This is a genomic window from Foliimonas ilicis, assembly GCF_039939195.1.
Taxonomy (GTDB): Bacteria; Pseudomonadota; Alphaproteobacteria; order Rhizobiales; family Rhizobiaceae; genus Foliimonas; species Foliimonas ilicis.
The window spans coordinates 220,159-234,060 of sequence record NZ_JBDUUH010000002.1 but is presented as its reverse complement, the minus strand read 5'-3'; the positions used below and the strand labels follow the sequence as shown (position 1 = coordinate 234,060).

At 64.8% G+C, this 13,902-nt stretch carries 15 protein-coding genes; 4 read left to right on the top strand and 11 right to left on the bottom strand.

Going from position 1 to position 13,902, the window contains the following annotated elements:
* Window positions 1-85: 85 nt before the first annotated feature.
* The 5 genes from ABFT80_RS06635 to ABFT80_RS06615 all read right to left on the bottom strand — a co-directional run bounded on the left by ABFT80_RS06635 (window position 86) and on the right by ABFT80_RS06615 (window position 3,211).
* The gene (locus tag ABFT80_RS06635) at window positions 86-331 is read right to left on the bottom strand and encodes a helix-turn-helix domain-containing protein (RefSeq protein ID WP_347971083.1); all 246 of its coding nucleotides are present in this window, start codon (window positions 329-331) and stop codon (window positions 86-88) included.
* A 189-nt stretch (window positions 332-520) separates the two neighbouring features.
* Window positions 521-847: a DUF736 domain-containing protein gene (locus tag ABFT80_RS06630; protein WP_347971082.1), complete on the bottom strand. Its 327-nt coding sequence runs from the start codon at window positions 845-847 to the stop codon at window positions 521-523.
* A gap of 582 nt (window positions 848-1,429) precedes the next feature.
* A complete protein-coding gene (locus ABFT80_RS06625) occupies window positions 1,430-1,870 on the bottom strand; it encodes a hypothetical protein (RefSeq protein WP_347971081.1) in 441 nt (146 codons plus the stop codon).
* A gap of 144 nt (window positions 1,871-2,014) precedes the next feature.
* Window positions 2,015-2,182: a hypothetical protein gene (locus ABFT80_RS06620; protein ID WP_347971080.1), complete on the bottom strand. Its 168-nt coding sequence runs from the start codon at window positions 2,180-2,182 to the stop codon at window positions 2,015-2,017.
* A 273-nt stretch (window positions 2,183-2,455) separates the two neighbouring features.
* Window positions 2,456-3,211 carry an SDR family oxidoreductase gene (locus ABFT80_RS06615; RefSeq protein WP_347971079.1) on the bottom strand — a complete coding sequence of 252 codons (756 nt, stop codon included), beginning with the start codon at window positions 3,209-3,211 and terminating at the stop codon, window positions 2,456-2,458.
* A 112-nt stretch (window positions 3,212-3,323) separates the two neighbouring features.
* On the opposite strand from ABFT80_RS06615, the gene ABFT80_RS06610 reads away from it, so the two are divergent.
* Window positions 3,324-3,932: a TetR/AcrR family transcriptional regulator gene (locus ABFT80_RS06610; RefSeq protein ID WP_347971078.1), complete on the top strand. Its 609-nt coding sequence runs from the start codon at window positions 3,324-3,326 to the stop codon at window positions 3,930-3,932.
* A gap of 151 nt (window positions 3,933-4,083) precedes the next feature.
* Here the strand turns inward: ABFT80_RS06610 and ABFT80_RS06605 are convergent, their stop codons facing one another.
* Window positions 4,084-4,485: a DUF4260 domain-containing protein gene (locus ABFT80_RS06605; protein WP_347971077.1), complete on the bottom strand. Its 402-nt coding sequence runs from the start codon at window positions 4,483-4,485 to the stop codon at window positions 4,084-4,086.
* 86 nt (window positions 4,486-4,571) lie between these two features.
* On the opposite strand from ABFT80_RS06605, the gene ABFT80_RS06600 reads away from it, so the two are divergent.
* The gene (locus ABFT80_RS06600; protein ID WP_347971076.1) at window positions 4,572-5,474 is read left to right on the top strand and encodes a LysR family transcriptional regulator; all 903 of its coding nucleotides are present in this window, start codon (window positions 4,572-4,574) and stop codon (window positions 5,472-5,474) included.
* 154 nt (window positions 5,475-5,628) lie between these two features.
* Here ABFT80_RS06600 and ABFT80_RS06595 read toward each other — a convergent pair whose 3' ends face one another.
* From ABFT80_RS06595 to ABFT80_RS06585, 3 genes are all read right to left on the bottom strand, one after another.
* The gene (locus tag ABFT80_RS06595; RefSeq protein ID WP_347971075.1) at window positions 5,629-6,564 is read right to left on the bottom strand and encodes a DUF2493 domain-containing protein; all 936 of its coding nucleotides are present in this window, start codon (window positions 6,562-6,564) and stop codon (window positions 5,629-5,631) included.
* A 314-nt stretch (window positions 6,565-6,878) separates the two neighbouring features.
* The gene (locus ABFT80_RS06590; RefSeq protein WP_347971074.1) at window positions 6,879-7,925 is read right to left on the bottom strand and encodes a DUF7146 domain-containing protein; all 1,047 of its coding nucleotides are present in this window, start codon (window positions 7,923-7,925) and stop codon (window positions 6,879-6,881) included.
* On the bottom strand, window positions 7,925-12,274 hold the full coding sequence (locus tag ABFT80_RS06585) for a strawberry notch family protein (protein WP_347971073.1): 4,350 nt from the start codon (window positions 12,272-12,274) through the stop codon (window positions 7,925-7,927). Before ABFT80_RS06585 ends, ABFT80_RS06590 begins: the two co-directional genes overlap by 1 nt.
* A gap of 230 nt (window positions 12,275-12,504) precedes the next feature.
* On the opposite strand from ABFT80_RS06585, the gene ABFT80_RS06580 reads away from it, so the two are divergent.
* Together ABFT80_RS06580 and ABFT80_RS06575 are read left to right on the top strand one after the other, a co-directional pair.
* Entirely contained in the window at window positions 12,505-12,864 is a 360-nt protein-coding gene (locus ABFT80_RS06580; RefSeq protein WP_347971072.1) for a hypothetical protein, read from the top strand.
* Window positions 12,843-13,295 carry a hypothetical protein gene (locus ABFT80_RS06575; RefSeq protein WP_347971071.1) on the top strand — a complete coding sequence of 151 codons (453 nt, stop codon included), beginning with the start codon at window positions 12,843-12,845 and terminating at the stop codon, window positions 13,293-13,295. The genes ABFT80_RS06580 and ABFT80_RS06575 overlap by 22 nt, the downstream gene beginning before the upstream one ends.
* Here the strand turns inward: ABFT80_RS06575 and ABFT80_RS06570 are convergent.
* On the bottom strand, window positions 13,268-13,489 hold the full coding sequence (locus tag ABFT80_RS06570; protein ID WP_347971070.1) for a DUF6117 family protein: 222 nt from the start codon (window positions 13,487-13,489) through the stop codon (window positions 13,268-13,270). The two genes, ABFT80_RS06575 and ABFT80_RS06570, sit on opposite strands and share 28 nt — an antisense overlap.
* Window positions 13,486-13,887 carry a hypothetical protein gene (locus ABFT80_RS06565; RefSeq protein WP_347971069.1) on the bottom strand — a complete coding sequence of 134 codons (402 nt, stop codon included), beginning with the start codon at window positions 13,885-13,887 and terminating at the stop codon, window positions 13,486-13,488. Before ABFT80_RS06565 ends, ABFT80_RS06570 begins: the two co-directional genes overlap by 4 nt.
* Window positions 13,888-13,902: the final 15 nt, after the last annotated feature.

Below are 13,902 nucleotides of genomic sequence, written 5' to 3'. Positions count from 1 at the left end.
ATGATATCCATTTCGGAGGGATTTGTTAACCAATCCCGAAATGATCGCAATGTGAAGAGTGCCGGGCCGGAAGGCGGGCTGTCTGCTATGCTTTCGGTTGCTTTGCACGAACGATCATCACTCCTTCGCCCCGGTCGGAGTTCAGGAGAACGATGCCGCTTGCCTCAAATGCCCGTCGAACCTCATCGCGCGTCGCCTCGTATACCGCGAGCCCGTTTTCGGACTCGAGGCGCTTAAGCGCGGTCAATGATACTCGGGCCTTGTCAGCGAGCGTCTCCTGTGTCCAACCCAGCAACGCGCGTGCGGCCCGCGATTGTCGGGCGGTGATCATGCATGATCACCTCCCACTCAGACCTACGCACATGCTAGAACTACGACTATAATAGTCGCTCTTTGGCGAGGATGCTACCTCATACTGGCTTGGCGGGATGGCTGGGCACTCAGGGGGTGCCAACTGATTCGGTCGCTCTCAAAGCGATTGGCCCCGCCCGGATTGTCCGGACGGGGCGTCGCGCTGGCCTTAATCGCCGTTGCGGCGGTTGGGGCGGGACCAGATGAGGCTGTAGCCTTCGCCTTCCTCGTCGTCGAAGAGGTTGGCGTAGATCGGGGCGTTGAAGCTGGGATCGTCGAGCTTCAGGCCCAGGTAGGCGCGGCCCTCGTTGGAGGTCTTGGACCAGGCGGCGCCGATTTCGGCGCGGCCGACGAACAGGCGGTGGCTGGGGGCGTTCTCGCCGGTAGCGCGGGCCTCGGGGACGATGCGGACGTTCTTGGTCTGGACACTGAGGGTGACGATTTCGCCGGTGAACTCGTTGTTGCCGGTCTTCTTGAAGGTGCCGATGGTCGCCATGGTAGTTCTCCTTGAACTCTGTTCCGAGCCCGCACCATTGCGGCCTCGATGGCGATCGACAGGCCGGAGGCGATTGACGGCGCACCCCGCAGGGGCCTGACAGCAAAGGAGGGGCTTTCTTGGCGCGCGAGGAATGACGGCGTAGCCGGCAGGGGAAGAAAGTTCCGACGCCGCTGTTGCGGCATAGGCGATCGAGGCGCAGCCGACCTTCGGCCAGATCAGCCCATTGAAGAGGCCGTTTTGGAGCGGTCGACCTGACAGAGACGCATCACAGGAGAACGTGGCGGCCACCCAGGACCGATATGACCGTGACCACCCCGGACACCGCGGTTCGAACCCGCTCCGTCTGACGCTACGTACCGTCGCTTCCTGCCCGTCGCCCGCGAGATCGCCCCTCTCGACACTCGCACCGTCGGGCGCGTTGTCACGGCATTGACGCCAGCGCCGTCACCGAGGGAGTGACGCGTCGGCTGGGATTAGCCGTCGATCCGATCAACGCGATTGCAAGCCATCCTGACGACGAGGAGCGCGCTAGGTGACATCAAGCTCAAGCTACCGTACTGCCCGCCGCCGGCAACGATGTTAGGCGCGCGCGACGTTTTGCCCGGTCGGCCGGGGCGCGGCCATCGCCGTCACCCGGATCAGCGCCGTGATGCCAACGGCGATTGCGCCGATGACGGAAAAGATGATCTGCCAGGTGTCGGAGGGCATGGTGTGTTTCACGATGCCATGTGTCGCATGGTAGCCGGCGAGCGCCGCAGGCGCGACGAAGGCGAGTGCGATCGCGAGCCGTATCCAGAGCGGACGGATGAAGGCGAGTAGGAATTGCCCGAGGCCGAGCGTCAGTGCGGCGGTGACAAAGCCGATGAGGATCGCGCCGAGCCAGCCGGCGCCGGTCTGATAGGCCCACGTCGCGGCGCTGACGCCGGCGAAGAACGGGAGCGCGAAGACGGCCAATGTGAACAGCAGCCAGCACAAAACGCCGATTGCTGCGATGCTGGAGAGGATGCCGATGAAGATCATGGTGGTGTTCTCCGTGAGATAAAGGTCTGACGGTCGCGCCTCCACCACCACCACGGCGCGTTGCCAGTGTAGCCGAATAGAAGGCTGGACGGGCGCGGAAATCCCATGGGACTTCCGCTTACGGCCCTGTGAAATTGCCCGCGATCAGCGGGCGAAGGGATCGACCTCGTGAACGATGGCGGCGACCTCGCCGTCATATTCGCCGGCCGGCATGACGCCCATGGTGCCGTCGCCTGCCTGGAAGATGACGATCGAGACCATAAGGGTGGTGGCGAGGCTGAAGGCGAAGGCGTGAGCTTGATTGAGGGACATCTGACCGGCTCCTGTCTCGGAGGCGGGAGACCATCTCCCGCGCGACAGGCGCCCGATATGTCCGGCCGATGGCCGCAATCACCGCGCAGGCGAAGCTGGAGCGGCGGCATGCTCGCATAGCCGACCCTTTATGGGTTGATGGCGTCAGGCCAGCGGCTGGACCAAGGATCAGCGCAATGGAAGCGGGAGATGGTTTCCGCCATGAGCGGCGATGGCTCGATTGACAGTCCGATACATCAATTGCCGATAGGTAAAAGTCAGCGGTGTTTCAGGTCACCAAGGAAGGGCGCCCATCGTGGCATGGGTAAACGTCCCGGTCGGCGCCTCTGGACCAAGTAGCGCGACGCGCACGGCTTCGGCAGCGCCTTCTTCAACTGTCTCCGTGCCTGCAAATCCGGTGAGCCTGGTCTTGGTGTAGCCAGGGGAGACGGCATTTACCTTGATGCCCTCGGCATCTAATTCGATCGCCATCGCGAGCGTCAGGCCGTTAAGCGCGGCCTTCGAGGCCGCGTAGCCCGCGTCGAAGAGAGGTCTCAAGGGGAAGTCCGGATCGGAATTCAGCGTCAGCGACCCGGCGCCGCTAGAGATATTGATGATACGCGCGTTCGGCGTGTCGCGCAGGATCGGCAGCATGGCCTGATAGACGGCCAGCACGCCGAACACGTTGGTGTCCCAGATGGTGCGCATTTCATCGAGGGGGATGACGCTGGGGCGACCGGCATTGGCAAGCTCATCGGACGTTTGCGGGCCATCGCTCGCGGACGCGATGGCGGCATTGTTGATCAGCACGTCCAGGCGGCCGAACTCCTCCCTGACCCGCTCTGCGGCCGCCGTGATCGAGGCCTGGTCAGTGACATCCAGTTGGATCGCGACGGCGGTCGTTCCCACCTCCCGGGCAGCAGCTTCGCTGCGCTCAAGGTTGCGCGACCCCAATAGGACCGTGAGGCCATTGGCGGTCAGCTCTTTGGCGATCTGTAGACCGATGCCTTGGTTGGCGCCTGTGACCAGCGCGACGGGCGTGTCCTGCATAAGAATCTCCTGGTGGATTGTTGTAAGCGCTGCAGCATTCGGCTAAATCAAAAGGAGCAACGCTCCGTTTCTTAATACGGAGCAATGCTCCTTTTAGCAAGCGAGATTCGTGTTGAGCGCCCGATCAGATGACCAGCGTCCCTCTATGTCGGAGGAGGCATGCGGCGAGCGGCGCCTTCGTGCCGATGCGCAGCGGAGTGTTGATGCGCTAATCGCGGCGGCACGCGAACTGTTTGTCACGAAGGGTGTCGATGCCACGACCCGGGAGATCGCCGACCGGGCGGGCGTCGGCATGGGCACGCTCTATCGCCGTTTTCCCCGCCGGGCCGACCTCGTCGGCGCCGTCTTCCAGAGCGAGATGGACGCCTGCGCAGAGGCCGCGACAACGCTTGCCTGGGACAATCCGCCGTTCGAAGCGCTGGCGAAATGGATGCAGCTCTATGTCCAGCTTATCGCCACCAAGCGCGGTCTGGCCAAGGCGATGAGTTCGGACGATCCGGTCTATGTCGGCATGGCGGCGCGCTTCGATCAACGGCTGCGTCCCGCCGCTCGTACATTGTACGAGGCGGCGGTAGCGTCGGGAGAAGCGAGGCCCGATATGGATGCGGCGGAGATATTCTCCGCTGTATCGACATTGTGCATGTCAACCTACGATGGCCGGCCGGATCACGCCAGCCAGATGGTAGCTCTCCTTGTGTCGGGCCTTCGGCTCCCGCAATGACCCGCATCTTCTGGAGGGAAAGCCGCCGCCGAACCGGGGTTGGTCGGATCGGACGTGGTGCATGCGGTCACAATCGCGGTTCTTCGAACCGGAGATCTTGAGCATTCTCTGTGAGATCAGGTCCGACGGTTGCGCCTTTTGCTTCGAGCAATCACCGCTCGCTGCCGCGCTCACGTTTGGCTGTTCCTATCAACCCGAGATGACTGACGCCGAAGCCACTACTGTATTTCAGGCCGTACCCGAGGGCACGGTCAAATCCGATGTGCGCAGCCCAGATCAGACCCACTGCCAGCACCATCTGCCGTGGCTCGGACGCGCCCCATGCGATGCACGCGAGCGGCAAAGCATACGAATGGCCGGCGTTGTATACTGCCGCTCCCACCTTTCGGCCTGCTAGGTAGCCTGACATGGATAGGTCAGGTGCCAGGAAGAGGACAGCGAATACCCACCAGCTAAGGCTTTGCTGTTGATAGGCCGCCGTAGCAACGGCGAGCACGCATAGCCCCTCCAAGCGCAGGAGAAGCTTGGGCGTTCCAGTGACATATCCGGACATTTGACATCTCTTTCATCGATGTCCGAACCTTAACCGACGCATCTTTGCATAGATATATAGCAAAATCGGATGTATGACTTTCAAATATGAATAGTATCGATTGGACCTTACTCCGCTCCTTCCTCGCGGTGGTCGAGAATGGTTCGCTGTCGGGAGCCGCGACGCGCAGCGCAACGTCGCAGCCGACCCTAAGTCGCCACATTCGCGAACTGGAAGCAGCGCTTGGCGTCACGCTGTTTACCCGCTCGGTGCGTGGGCTCGATCCCACCGAAGCTGCACTGGGGTTGATAGACGACGCCCGCGCCATGGGCGCGGCGGCCCAAGCTCTCGCGCTCAAAGCAAGGGGGCGATCCCAGCAATTGACTGGCACCGTGCGAATAACGGCGTCTGTGATCGTAGCGAACCTGTTGTTGCCGTCGATCCTCGTAGCTTTTCGAGAAGCCGAGCCGAGCATCCAGATCGAGATCGTCGCCTCGGATCTCACGCAAAACCTGCTTCGCCGGGATGCCGATATTGCTATCCGTATGGTCGATCCCACACAGGGCGCCCTTGTGGCGCGCAAGTTGGGAAAGGCGCCGCTCGGCCTGTTCGGCTCCCGAGTTTATCTAGACCGTCGGGGTCGGCCCCGGACGATAGGCGACTTGTTGAAGCATGAGGTTCTCGGTTTCGACCGCAGCGAGGCGGTTATCAAAGCGTATGACGCCCACGGGCTCGAGCTGGATCGCGAGGCGTTCTCTATTCGTTGCGATGATCAGATGGTTTACTGGAACCTGCTGCTGGCCGGAAACGGCATCGGTTTCGCACAGTCACTACTTGCAGCCCGTCATCCGGAGCTTGAGCGAGTGGACATCGGCCTAAACCTGCCGCCTATGCCCGTGTGGCTGGTTATGCATGAGGAGGTCCGCAGCAATCCCCGCATTCGACGCGTCGCCGATTTTATGTCCGAGGCGTTAAGTGATTTGCTGCGCCAGGTTGCTGACGAAGAATAGAAATTCTAGGGCTCGCTTGGGAGCTTTGTCTGTGGAATTGCATCGAAGAAACATCGACAGTCGCTGCTCCCTATCTGCGGTCGGCGTTTCTAGCATCAGGGCCGTGTGATCGGTCGCAGTTCTTCTTTCGACCCGGATAGTGAGAGAGGGGCGCTCACGCGCCGCCCCCCTTCGGGCGGAAATCGAACAGCGGGATGCCGAGCTTCCTGGCCTTGTCGGCGAGGTTGTCCTGGATGCCGGTGCCGGGGAAGACGATGACCCCGATCGGCAGGACGTCGAGCATCTGATCGTTGCGCTTGAACGGTGCGGCCTTGGCGTGTTTCGTCCAGTCGGGGGCGAAGCCGACCTGCGGCACCTTGCGGGTGTCGGCCCATTTGGCCGCGATCTTCTCGGCGCCCTTCGGCGACTTGCCGTGCAGCAGCACCATGTCGGGGTGTTTGGCGTGGACCTGATCGAGCTTGGCCCAGATCAGGTGGTGATCGTTGAAGTCGAGCCCGCCAGTGAAGGCGATCTTTGGACCTGCGGGCAGCAGCACCTGATTGTCGGCGCGCTTCTTGGCGGCAAGGAAGTCCCGGCTATCGATCATCGCCGAGGTGAGGTTGCGATGGTTGACCATCGATCCGCTGCGCGGACGCCAGTTCGATCCGGTGTGGCGCTCATAGTGTTCGGCGGCCTGGTCGCGCATCAGCTCGAAGGCGTTGCGGCGCTCGATCATGGTCTGCCCTTCAGCCGTCAGGCGCTCCAGCTCGACAGCTTTCACTTCGCTGCCGTCCTGTTCGCGCTGGCCGCGACGCTGCGCCTGCTCATTGTCGTCCAGCTCGCGCTCGATCCGGTCGGTGGCTCGGTGGAAGACGTTGACCGTCGACCAGAGGAGATCGTCGAGGTCGGGCTCGAGGCGGGTGTCCTCCAGGGTGACGATCAGGGCGTCGAAGATGTCGGCGATGGCGCCGGCGACATGGTCGCCCTCCGGAAGCGGTCGTGGATCAGGTTCATCCGTGAAGGGACGGTACCCATAAAGCTGGAGTTCGCTCAGGACATGGTCGGTGGGTGAAGAGGCGTGGTGCGGTTCGTGGTCGTCGTGCTCGCTCATCGGGATGCTCCGTCGGTTCGACCGCGACCCTCGCGGCCTTCATGGCGACGAAAGCCGGCGGGCGGTTCGGACCTGCACCCGCAGCGAAGCGGAGGGCCGGAGCGCAGCGGAGGATGGCGAAGGCGGGCTATTTTGCCTCGCGATGGAAAGCGGCCCTCGGCCGCGCCGGAAAATAGTCCGCCGCAGACATTGCGGGTCCGGGCCGTTTGCTGGCCGATCGCCCTCTCGAAGGCCGGGTCGCGGTTCTCTCCGACATGGGAATCATCCGAGCGATGCCGACGACGGCGCTCCGCCGCCTGCATTCTCCTGTCGGCCTATGCCGCAAGCGCCATGAAGCGTGTGACGTCCTGTGGCGCGATCTGCACCCGTGCCGCTGCCCGGAGGCTCTCCAGACCTTCCAGGCGGAGATCTTCGTTGAAGTCGCCCAGGCTCGGAGACACCACGACCGCCTCGATCCCGGCCGCGTTCGCCCGTTCGATCAAGGTCGTCATCGCACCGTCGCCGGCCGGATCGTTGTCGCGGGCGATGTAGAGCCGGCGCAGCGTGTCGGGGAACAGGATGGCCGAGAGATGTGCTGCCGAGAGCGCCGCCGCCATCGGCATGGTGGGCAGCGCCATCCTGAGCGACAGCATCGTCTCGATACCTTCGCCCGCCGCCATCACTTCGCCCGCCACCCCGAAGCGAACGGCGTGCCCAAGGAGGTCGCCCATCGCCCGTCTCGGTGTGTCGATCGGAGCCTTGTCCGAGCCGTCCGGGGCGAGCCAAGTGCGATGCGCGCCGGTCTGACGCCCGCCGAGATCGGTGACCGATGCGATCATCGCCGGCCAGGTCTCGGTGGGGGAATATTCGTCAGGCCGGTAATAGCAGCGGGGATGAAAGCGAAGGCTTCCGGTTCCCTGCAAATCCGTAATGCCGCGTGTGCGGAGATACGTCTTTACGAGCGTGCCCGAAATTGGCTGCGCCATGGCAAAGAGCCGCCGTGCCGCTTCGGGTGGGCCGGTCGGCGCCGGTGACTGGCGCTCGCCACCATGCGGACGGTCCGGTTCGGGATGTGGCATCGACAAGAAGGTGCGTGCCTCATCGGCGACGTCCTTGAAGTCGACCAGGCCGCAGCTCTCGCGGATGACGTCGAGCAGGTCGCCATGCTCGCCGGTGGCGGCGTCGGTCCATTTTCCGGCCGCGCCCCTGCCGGTTTCGCCGCCCTTCAGCCGCACGAACATCGAGCGGCCCGGTGTGTTGCGCACATCGCCGACCAGCCAGTAACGACCTTCGCGATGGCCGGAGGTGAGATAGTGGCGGCACACCGCCTCGGCCTGTCGGCCGAGACGGATTGCCAGTTCGGAGGCGTCCTGCCGTGCCATCACGCCGCCTCCCGCTCGCCGATGCGCTCGACGGGATAGCGCTCCAAGACCTTGGCCAGGATCGCAGCGCCGGTCGTATCGGTCGGCACGAACATCCGCAGCTTCCACGAGATGATCTCGTGAAAGAGGCCGTAGGCGCGCAGACGGTCGCGCATGGCGTCGGTGAAACCGGACAGCTCGATGCGGTTGGCGCCCATGACCCGGATGCGGCGAAGCTGAAGACCCTCGGCCAAGTCGAGGATGGTCTTCCCGTCCATCAGCGCCATGAAGGCGTCGTCGGGCGTCAGGGTTGACGTGCCGGTCGCGAGCGCGCCGGCCACCCATGCGGGGGAGACGCGGCGGCCGACGATGCGCTCGCCGTCGTCTGTCTGGAGTCGATAGACCCGCGTCGACTCGTTCGGAAGCCGCTTCCAGATCGGCAGCAATAGCCCGCTGACGACATGGATGGTGCTATCGGCATACTCCGGCACCTCGGCGGCCTCGGCATCCCATGCCGCTGTGAAGGCGATCCGCTCCGCCTGCACCCAATGGGTCTCGTCCATCACCTTGATGGGAATGTTGTGCGCCTCCATCGGCCGGATCAGCCGTACGCGCCGTTCGATCTCGCCATCGTCCAGCATGATGCTGGTGGTTGGTATCTGCACGGCGGCGCGGCCCGAACGCTCGTTGACCAGCAGCTTCGCGCCCGGGTCATCGAGATGGTCGAGCGCCTCGGCCAGCGTCACGGGACGGTTTCGCTGGCGCTGGGTGATGGTCAGCAGCCGAGCCTCGGCCCCGGTGCCAGGATGAACGTGGATCGTTCGGCGGTCGGTGACGATGAAGCTCTCGGCCTGCAGCGTCTCCAGCCCGACGTCGTAGCTGCCCGAAGCGATTGCGCCTTCGATCTTGGCGTTCAGCAGCCGCTCGAACGCGGTGAACAGGACACCCTGAAGCTCGATGGTCAGCGCCAGCAACCGGTTCAGGAACGTCGTGATGGGCGGCAACTCATCCTTGATGCCGGTGGAATCCATCAGCGAGAGGCCCGTGGCATCCTCGAACATCTGGAGTGAGCACCCCTCGACCTTGCCGCGCACCAGCAGCAGGTAGAGCTGCCGCAGGGCGTCGCGGGCGTAGTGGCTCTCCAGATTGTCCTCGGGCCGGAACAGGCCTTGACCGCCCGTCTGGCGCTGGCCGCGCGTGATCGCGCCCAGCGTGTCGAGGCGGCGAGCGATGGTCGAGAGAAAGCGCTTTTCCGCCTTCACGTCCGTCGAGATCGGCCGGAACAGCGGTGGCTGCGCCTGGTTGGTCCGGTTGGTGCGGCCCAGGCCCTGAATGGCGGCGTCGGCCTTCCAGCCCGGCTCCAGCAGATAGTGGACGCGTAGGCGCTGGTTCCGCGCCGACAGATCGGCGTGGTAGCTGCGCCCGGTGCCGCCGGCGTCGGAGAAGATCAGAATGCGTTTCTGATCATCCATGAACGCCTGCGTCTCGGCCAGATTGGCCGAGGCGGCGCGGTTCTCCACGGCGAGGCGGTCGATGCCGCCGGTGCTGGTCATGGAGTCGGCACCCGACTTGCGGACGATGCGGCGCGAACGTCCCGTCACCTCTGCTACGACATCGGTGCCGAAGCGCTGGACGATCTGGTCGAGCGCGCCGGGGACGGGTGGCAGCGAAGCGAGCCTCTCGATCAGGCGGTCACGACGGGCAACGGCGTCGCGGCTTTCGACCGGCTGGCCGTCGCGAAACACCGGCCGCGACGACAGGTTGCCCTCGCTGTCGGTGAACGGCTCATAAAGCTGCACCGGGAAGGAATGGGCGAGGTAATCCAGGACATACTCGCGCGGGGTGATGTCGACCCGGACGTCATTCCATTCCTCGGTGGGGATCTCCGCGAGACGGCGCTCCATCAGGGCTTCGCCGGTCGACACGATCTGGATCACGGCGGCATGGCCGTCGACTAGGTCCTGCTCGATCGAGCGGATCAGGGTGGGCGTCTTCATCGAGGTCAGCAGATGGCCGAAGAAGCGCTGCTTGGCGGATTCGAAGGCCGAGCGGGCGGCGGATTTGGCCTGGCGGTTCAGCGTGCCGCCGTCGCCGGTGATATTGGCGGCCTGCATGGCGGCGTCGAGATTGTTATGAATGACGGCGAAGGCGCCGGCATAGGCGTCGTAGATGCCGGTCTGCTCGGGGGTGAGCTGGTGCTCGACCAGTTCGTATTCGACGCCGTCGTAGGAGAGTGAGCGGGCCGTGTAGAGGCCGAGCGAGCGCAGGTCGCGGGCCAGCACCTCCATCGCCGCGACGCCGCCATCCTCGATCGCCTCGACGAATTCGGCGCGGGTCGAAAACGGGAAGTCCTCGCCGCCCCAGAGGCCGAGGCGCTGGGCGTAGGCGAGATTGTGGACGGTGGTCGCGCCGGTCGCCGAGACATAGACGACGCGCGCATTCGGCAGGGCGTGCTGGAGCCGTAGGCCCGCGCGGCCCTGCTGCGAGGCGGCGACATCGCCGCGTTCGCCCTTGCCGCCAGCGGCGTTCTGCATGGCGTGGCTCTCGTCGAAGATGATCACTCCATCGAAATCGGAGCCCAACCATTCGACGATCTGCTTGACGCGGGAAAGCTTTTCGCCCCGGTCGTCGGACCGTAGCGTGGCATAGGTGGTGAATAGGACGGCTTCCGAGAGCGTGATGTCCTTGCCCTGCGAGAAGCGCGACAGCGGCGTGACCAGCAGCCGCTCCATGCCAAGCGCCGACCAGTCGCGCTGGGCGTCCTCCAGCAGCTTGTCGGATTTGGAGATCCACACCGCCTTGCGACGACCCTGCATCCAGTTGTCGAGGATGATGCCGGCCGACTGTCGGCCCTTACCGGCGCCGGTGCCGTCGCCAAGCATGAAGCCCCGGCGGAAGCGGATGGCGTTCGGCGCGTCGTCGGGCGCGGCCGAGACGACGTCGAAGGTCTCATCGAGCGTCCATGAACCGGCGAGGAAGTCAGAATGCGCCTCGCCGGCGTAGATGACGGTTTCAAGCTGGGCGTCCGAGAGAAGGCCATCGGTGACGATGTTCACGGGCAGCCGGGGCCGATAGCTCGGCTTGGGCGGCGCGACCGAGGCCATCGCCACAGATTGCACAAGTTTGGTGGGATGGGCCTGCGCACCGGGAATACGGATCGCCTGCAATCCGTATTCTTCATAGATCCCGTCGGTCATCCGGCCGACTTCGGCGGGCGTCCAATCCACGGTCTCGTAGACGAGTTCGACGCCCTCGGGCTCGGTAATCGCGCGTGCTGGGAAGGACGTGCCGGCGCGGGCGACGTAGCCGCGCACGGTTCGGGGCGTCGCCGAGATCGGCAGGGGGCGGACGGCGACAACCGGATCGATAGCCAGCCGCGCCGGGACGTGTTCGCTGATCCACGCGATAAGCGTCGCCGCATCGGGCGCCACGCCAGGCGAGACCGGAAATGCCGTCGGATCGTCGGCCGGCGCTTTGTCGATGACGGTCAGCCGCGTATCGATGGTCGTGCCGTGCTTGGCGTAGACCGCGCCGTCGATCGTCGCGGTGAAGACGACGCGGCCCTGTTCCTGCAGGCGAGCGAACGCGGTCCGCCATGCGGGCGCATCCGGCGCGAAGTTCGCGCCGGTGATTGTGACCAGCCGTCCGCCGTCCGCCAGTCGCGCCAGCGCCGAGACGACATGGCGATAGGCGGCGTCGGCGATCCGGCCAGTCACGTTCGCCATCACCGAGAACGGCGGATTCATCACGATGACGCTCGGCACAATGCCAGCATCGAGATGATCGTCGATCTGGGCCGCGTCGAAGCGCGTCACGGGAATGGTCGGAAAGAGGGATCCGAGAAGATCCGCGCGGGTGTCGGCCAGTTCGTTGAGAGCGAGACTGCCTCCGCTGATCTCCGCCAGGATCGCCAACAGGCCGGTGCCGGCCGAAGGTTCGAGCACATGGTCAGTCGGCGCGAGCGAAGCCGCCGTGATCGCGGCGAAGCCAAGCGGGACCGGCGTCGAGAATTGCTGGAGCGACTGGCTCTCTTCGGTGCGGCGCGTGTGGGTCGGAAGAAGGCTCGCGATCTTCTCGAGCGCGGAAAGCCGCGAAGTTGGAGATGCGGCTTTGCGGAAAAGCGCCTTTCCGTATTTGCGGAGAAAGAGGACGGTCGCGGCTTCGCCGGCCTCATAGGCCAGCTTCCAGTCCCATGCGCCGGTGGCGTCGGACGCGCCGAAGGCGTCCTCCATCGCAGCGCGCAGCGTTGCAGCGTCGATCGCACGGCCGCGTTCAAGGTGGGGAAGGATGTGCTCGGCCGCGGCGAGGATGGCAGGGGCGAGCGGAGACGTCGCGGCTGGCGCAGCCGCGCGTGGCGCAGAATGGATCATGGAGGAGACCTCGGAGAGCGGGAGACGGACGAGCCGGCCCGGCGCTCTCTCTCGACCGGACGGGCTCAAACCCGTCCCGGCCGCCCCCTCACTCTGGCGCAGGCGGCGCCCAGTTGATCGCTTCGACTTCCAGCGCCGACATCGCGGCGCTAAAGTTAGGTCCCAACAAGAACTGCGGCGCCTCGCATCCTCCCAGGCCGCCGTTGCGGGCAAGGAAGAGGCAGGCAGACATGAATGGAAGCGCAGTCGGCATCATCGCAGCGGGATGCCTGGTGGTCGGATTCGGATCGGGCTTCGTGCTTCGTCCTGTGATTTCGCCCGTCTCGGCGTCGGCGGCGGCCGTCGCGGGCGTGGCGCAGCCGACCGAGGCGGAGGCGACTGCGGCCGTGCGCCGGCATCGCCTGTTCACCGGCACGTCGCTTGCCAATGCGACGCTCAAGCTCGGCGATTGTTCGCCCGGCGGGGTTGGCCCCGGTGTCACCTGCATGACGCAGCTCGTGATGGATACGACCAAGCCGAACGCCACGCCGCAGAACCGGCCGATCGGCTTCGCGCGGGTCAACGACCAATGGGAGGTCGCGGTCTGGTAATTGCCGAGTCAGATGCCGCATCGCGAGAACTGGCCGAGGCATTCTATGCCAACGGCGAAGGGTTCCTGCGCGGCGCGATGACGGCGTTCGACCGCGACCCCGGGGCAATCTGCTATTCGCTGGCGATCGCCAGCGAGCTCGTACTCAAAGCCTTCCTGCTCGTGCAGGGTTGGACCGACGATCGTTGCCGGCGGGAGATTCGCCATGATCTGGAACGCGGCCTGGGCAGCGCCAAGGAAGCCGGGCTGAACGATGTGCCCGCCGGTTTCGGCGACGCGGTAAGGATCTTGAACGCCTACTATCCGAAGCACGCGTTCATGGACTTTGCCGTTCCCAAAGACGATCCGGAATTTGTCGCCAAGGCGCGATCCGCCGTCGCACAACTCTATGAGACTGTGGGCGGTCACGTCTGGCCGGCTGGCGGCAGATAGGCCTCGTAGGGATTATCGTCCGCCAGGTGGCCGAACGGCGTGAACACATAGTCGCCACCATCGCGCCCGACTGCGCAGATGACATAGCGCGGCTCGCCGGTCGCGGCATCGCTGCACTCCATCAGCGCCAGGTCGCCGCTTTCCGCCGCGCGAAGCATGGTCTGGAAATTGGTGCGTGCGTGATCGGGGATCATCGCACACCCCCTTCGGCAAGCCAGCGGCTGGTGCTCGCCCAGGCGAGGGTGCGGCCGGTGGCGAGATCGAGTAGATGGGCGCCGCCCGAAAACCCGTTCACGACAGGGTTCGAGGCGATGCCGGCCCATTGGAAACCCCAGGTGCCGGTGAGCGCGAAGGTCTCGGCGCAGCGCGTCACGAAGGTGATGAGCAACTGCGGATCGGCGCTGCCGCGGTCCCGCAGCCAGAGGCGTGTCGCGCCATGCTCGGGCGTAAGCGCCAGCAGAAATGGCTCGGCTGGCGGATCCTCCCGTCCGTTCTCGGCCATCAACGCCGTGTAGATGTCGAAGGCCCGCGCGACGTTGGCGGTCGAGCCCACGTCGAGCAAGCAGGAGAAGCGAGTGAGATAGTCGGTCATGTCGGGCTCCTGAAA

What these genes read in the sequence shown, in the direction of transcription:
- ABFT80_RS06635 (WP_347971083.1), bottom strand. Translation starts at nt 331, where the DNA reads ATGATCACCGCCCGACAATCGCGGGCCGCACGCGCGTTGCTGGGTTGG.
- ABFT80_RS06630 (WP_347971082.1), bottom strand. Translation starts at nt 847, where the DNA reads ATGGCGACCATCGGCACCTTCAAGAAGACCGGCAACAACGAGTTCACC.
- ABFT80_RS06625 (WP_347971081.1), bottom strand. Translation starts at nt 1,870, where the DNA reads ATGATCTTCATCGGCATCCTCTCCAGCATCGCAGCAATCGGCGTTTTG.
- ABFT80_RS06620 (WP_347971080.1), bottom strand. Translation starts at nt 2,182, where the DNA reads ATGTCCCTCAATCAAGCTCACGCCTTCGCCTTCAGCCTCGCCACCACC.
- ABFT80_RS06615 (WP_347971079.1), bottom strand. Translation starts at nt 3,211, where the DNA reads ATGCAGGACACGCCCGTCGCGCTGGTCACAGGCGCCAACCAAGGCATC.
- ABFT80_RS06605 (WP_347971077.1), bottom strand. Translation starts at nt 4,485, where the DNA reads ATGTCCGGATATGTCACTGGAACGCCCAAGCTTCTCCTGCGCTTGGAG.
- ABFT80_RS06600 (WP_347971076.1), top strand. Translation starts at nt 4,572, where the DNA reads ATGAATAGTATCGATTGGACCTTACTCCGCTCCTTCCTCGCGGTGGTC.
- ABFT80_RS06595 (WP_347971075.1), bottom strand. Translation starts at nt 6,564, where the DNA reads ATGAGCGAGCACGACGACCACGAACCGCACCACGCCTCTTCACCCACC.
- ABFT80_RS06590 (WP_347971074.1), bottom strand. Translation starts at nt 7,925, where the DNA reads ATGGCACGGCAGGACGCCTCCGAACTGGCAATCCGTCTCGGCCGACAG.
- ABFT80_RS06585 (WP_347971073.1), bottom strand. Translation starts at nt 12,274, where the DNA reads ATGATCCATTCTGCGCCACGCGCGGCTGCGCCAGCCGCGACGTCTCCG.
- ABFT80_RS06580 (WP_347971072.1), top strand. Translation starts at nt 12,505, where the DNA reads ATGAATGGAAGCGCAGTCGGCATCATCGCAGCGGGATGCCTGGTGGTC.
- ABFT80_RS06575 (WP_347971071.1), top strand. Translation starts at nt 12,843, where the DNA reads ATGGGAGGTCGCGGTCTGGTAATTGCCGAGTCAGATGCCGCATCGCGA.
- ABFT80_RS06570 (WP_347971070.1), bottom strand. Translation starts at nt 13,489, where the DNA reads ATGATCCCCGATCACGCACGCACCAATTTCCAGACCATGCTTCGCGCG.
- ABFT80_RS06565 (WP_347971069.1), bottom strand. Translation starts at nt 13,887, where the DNA reads ATGACCGACTATCTCACTCGCTTCTCCTGCTTGCTCGACGTGGGCTCG.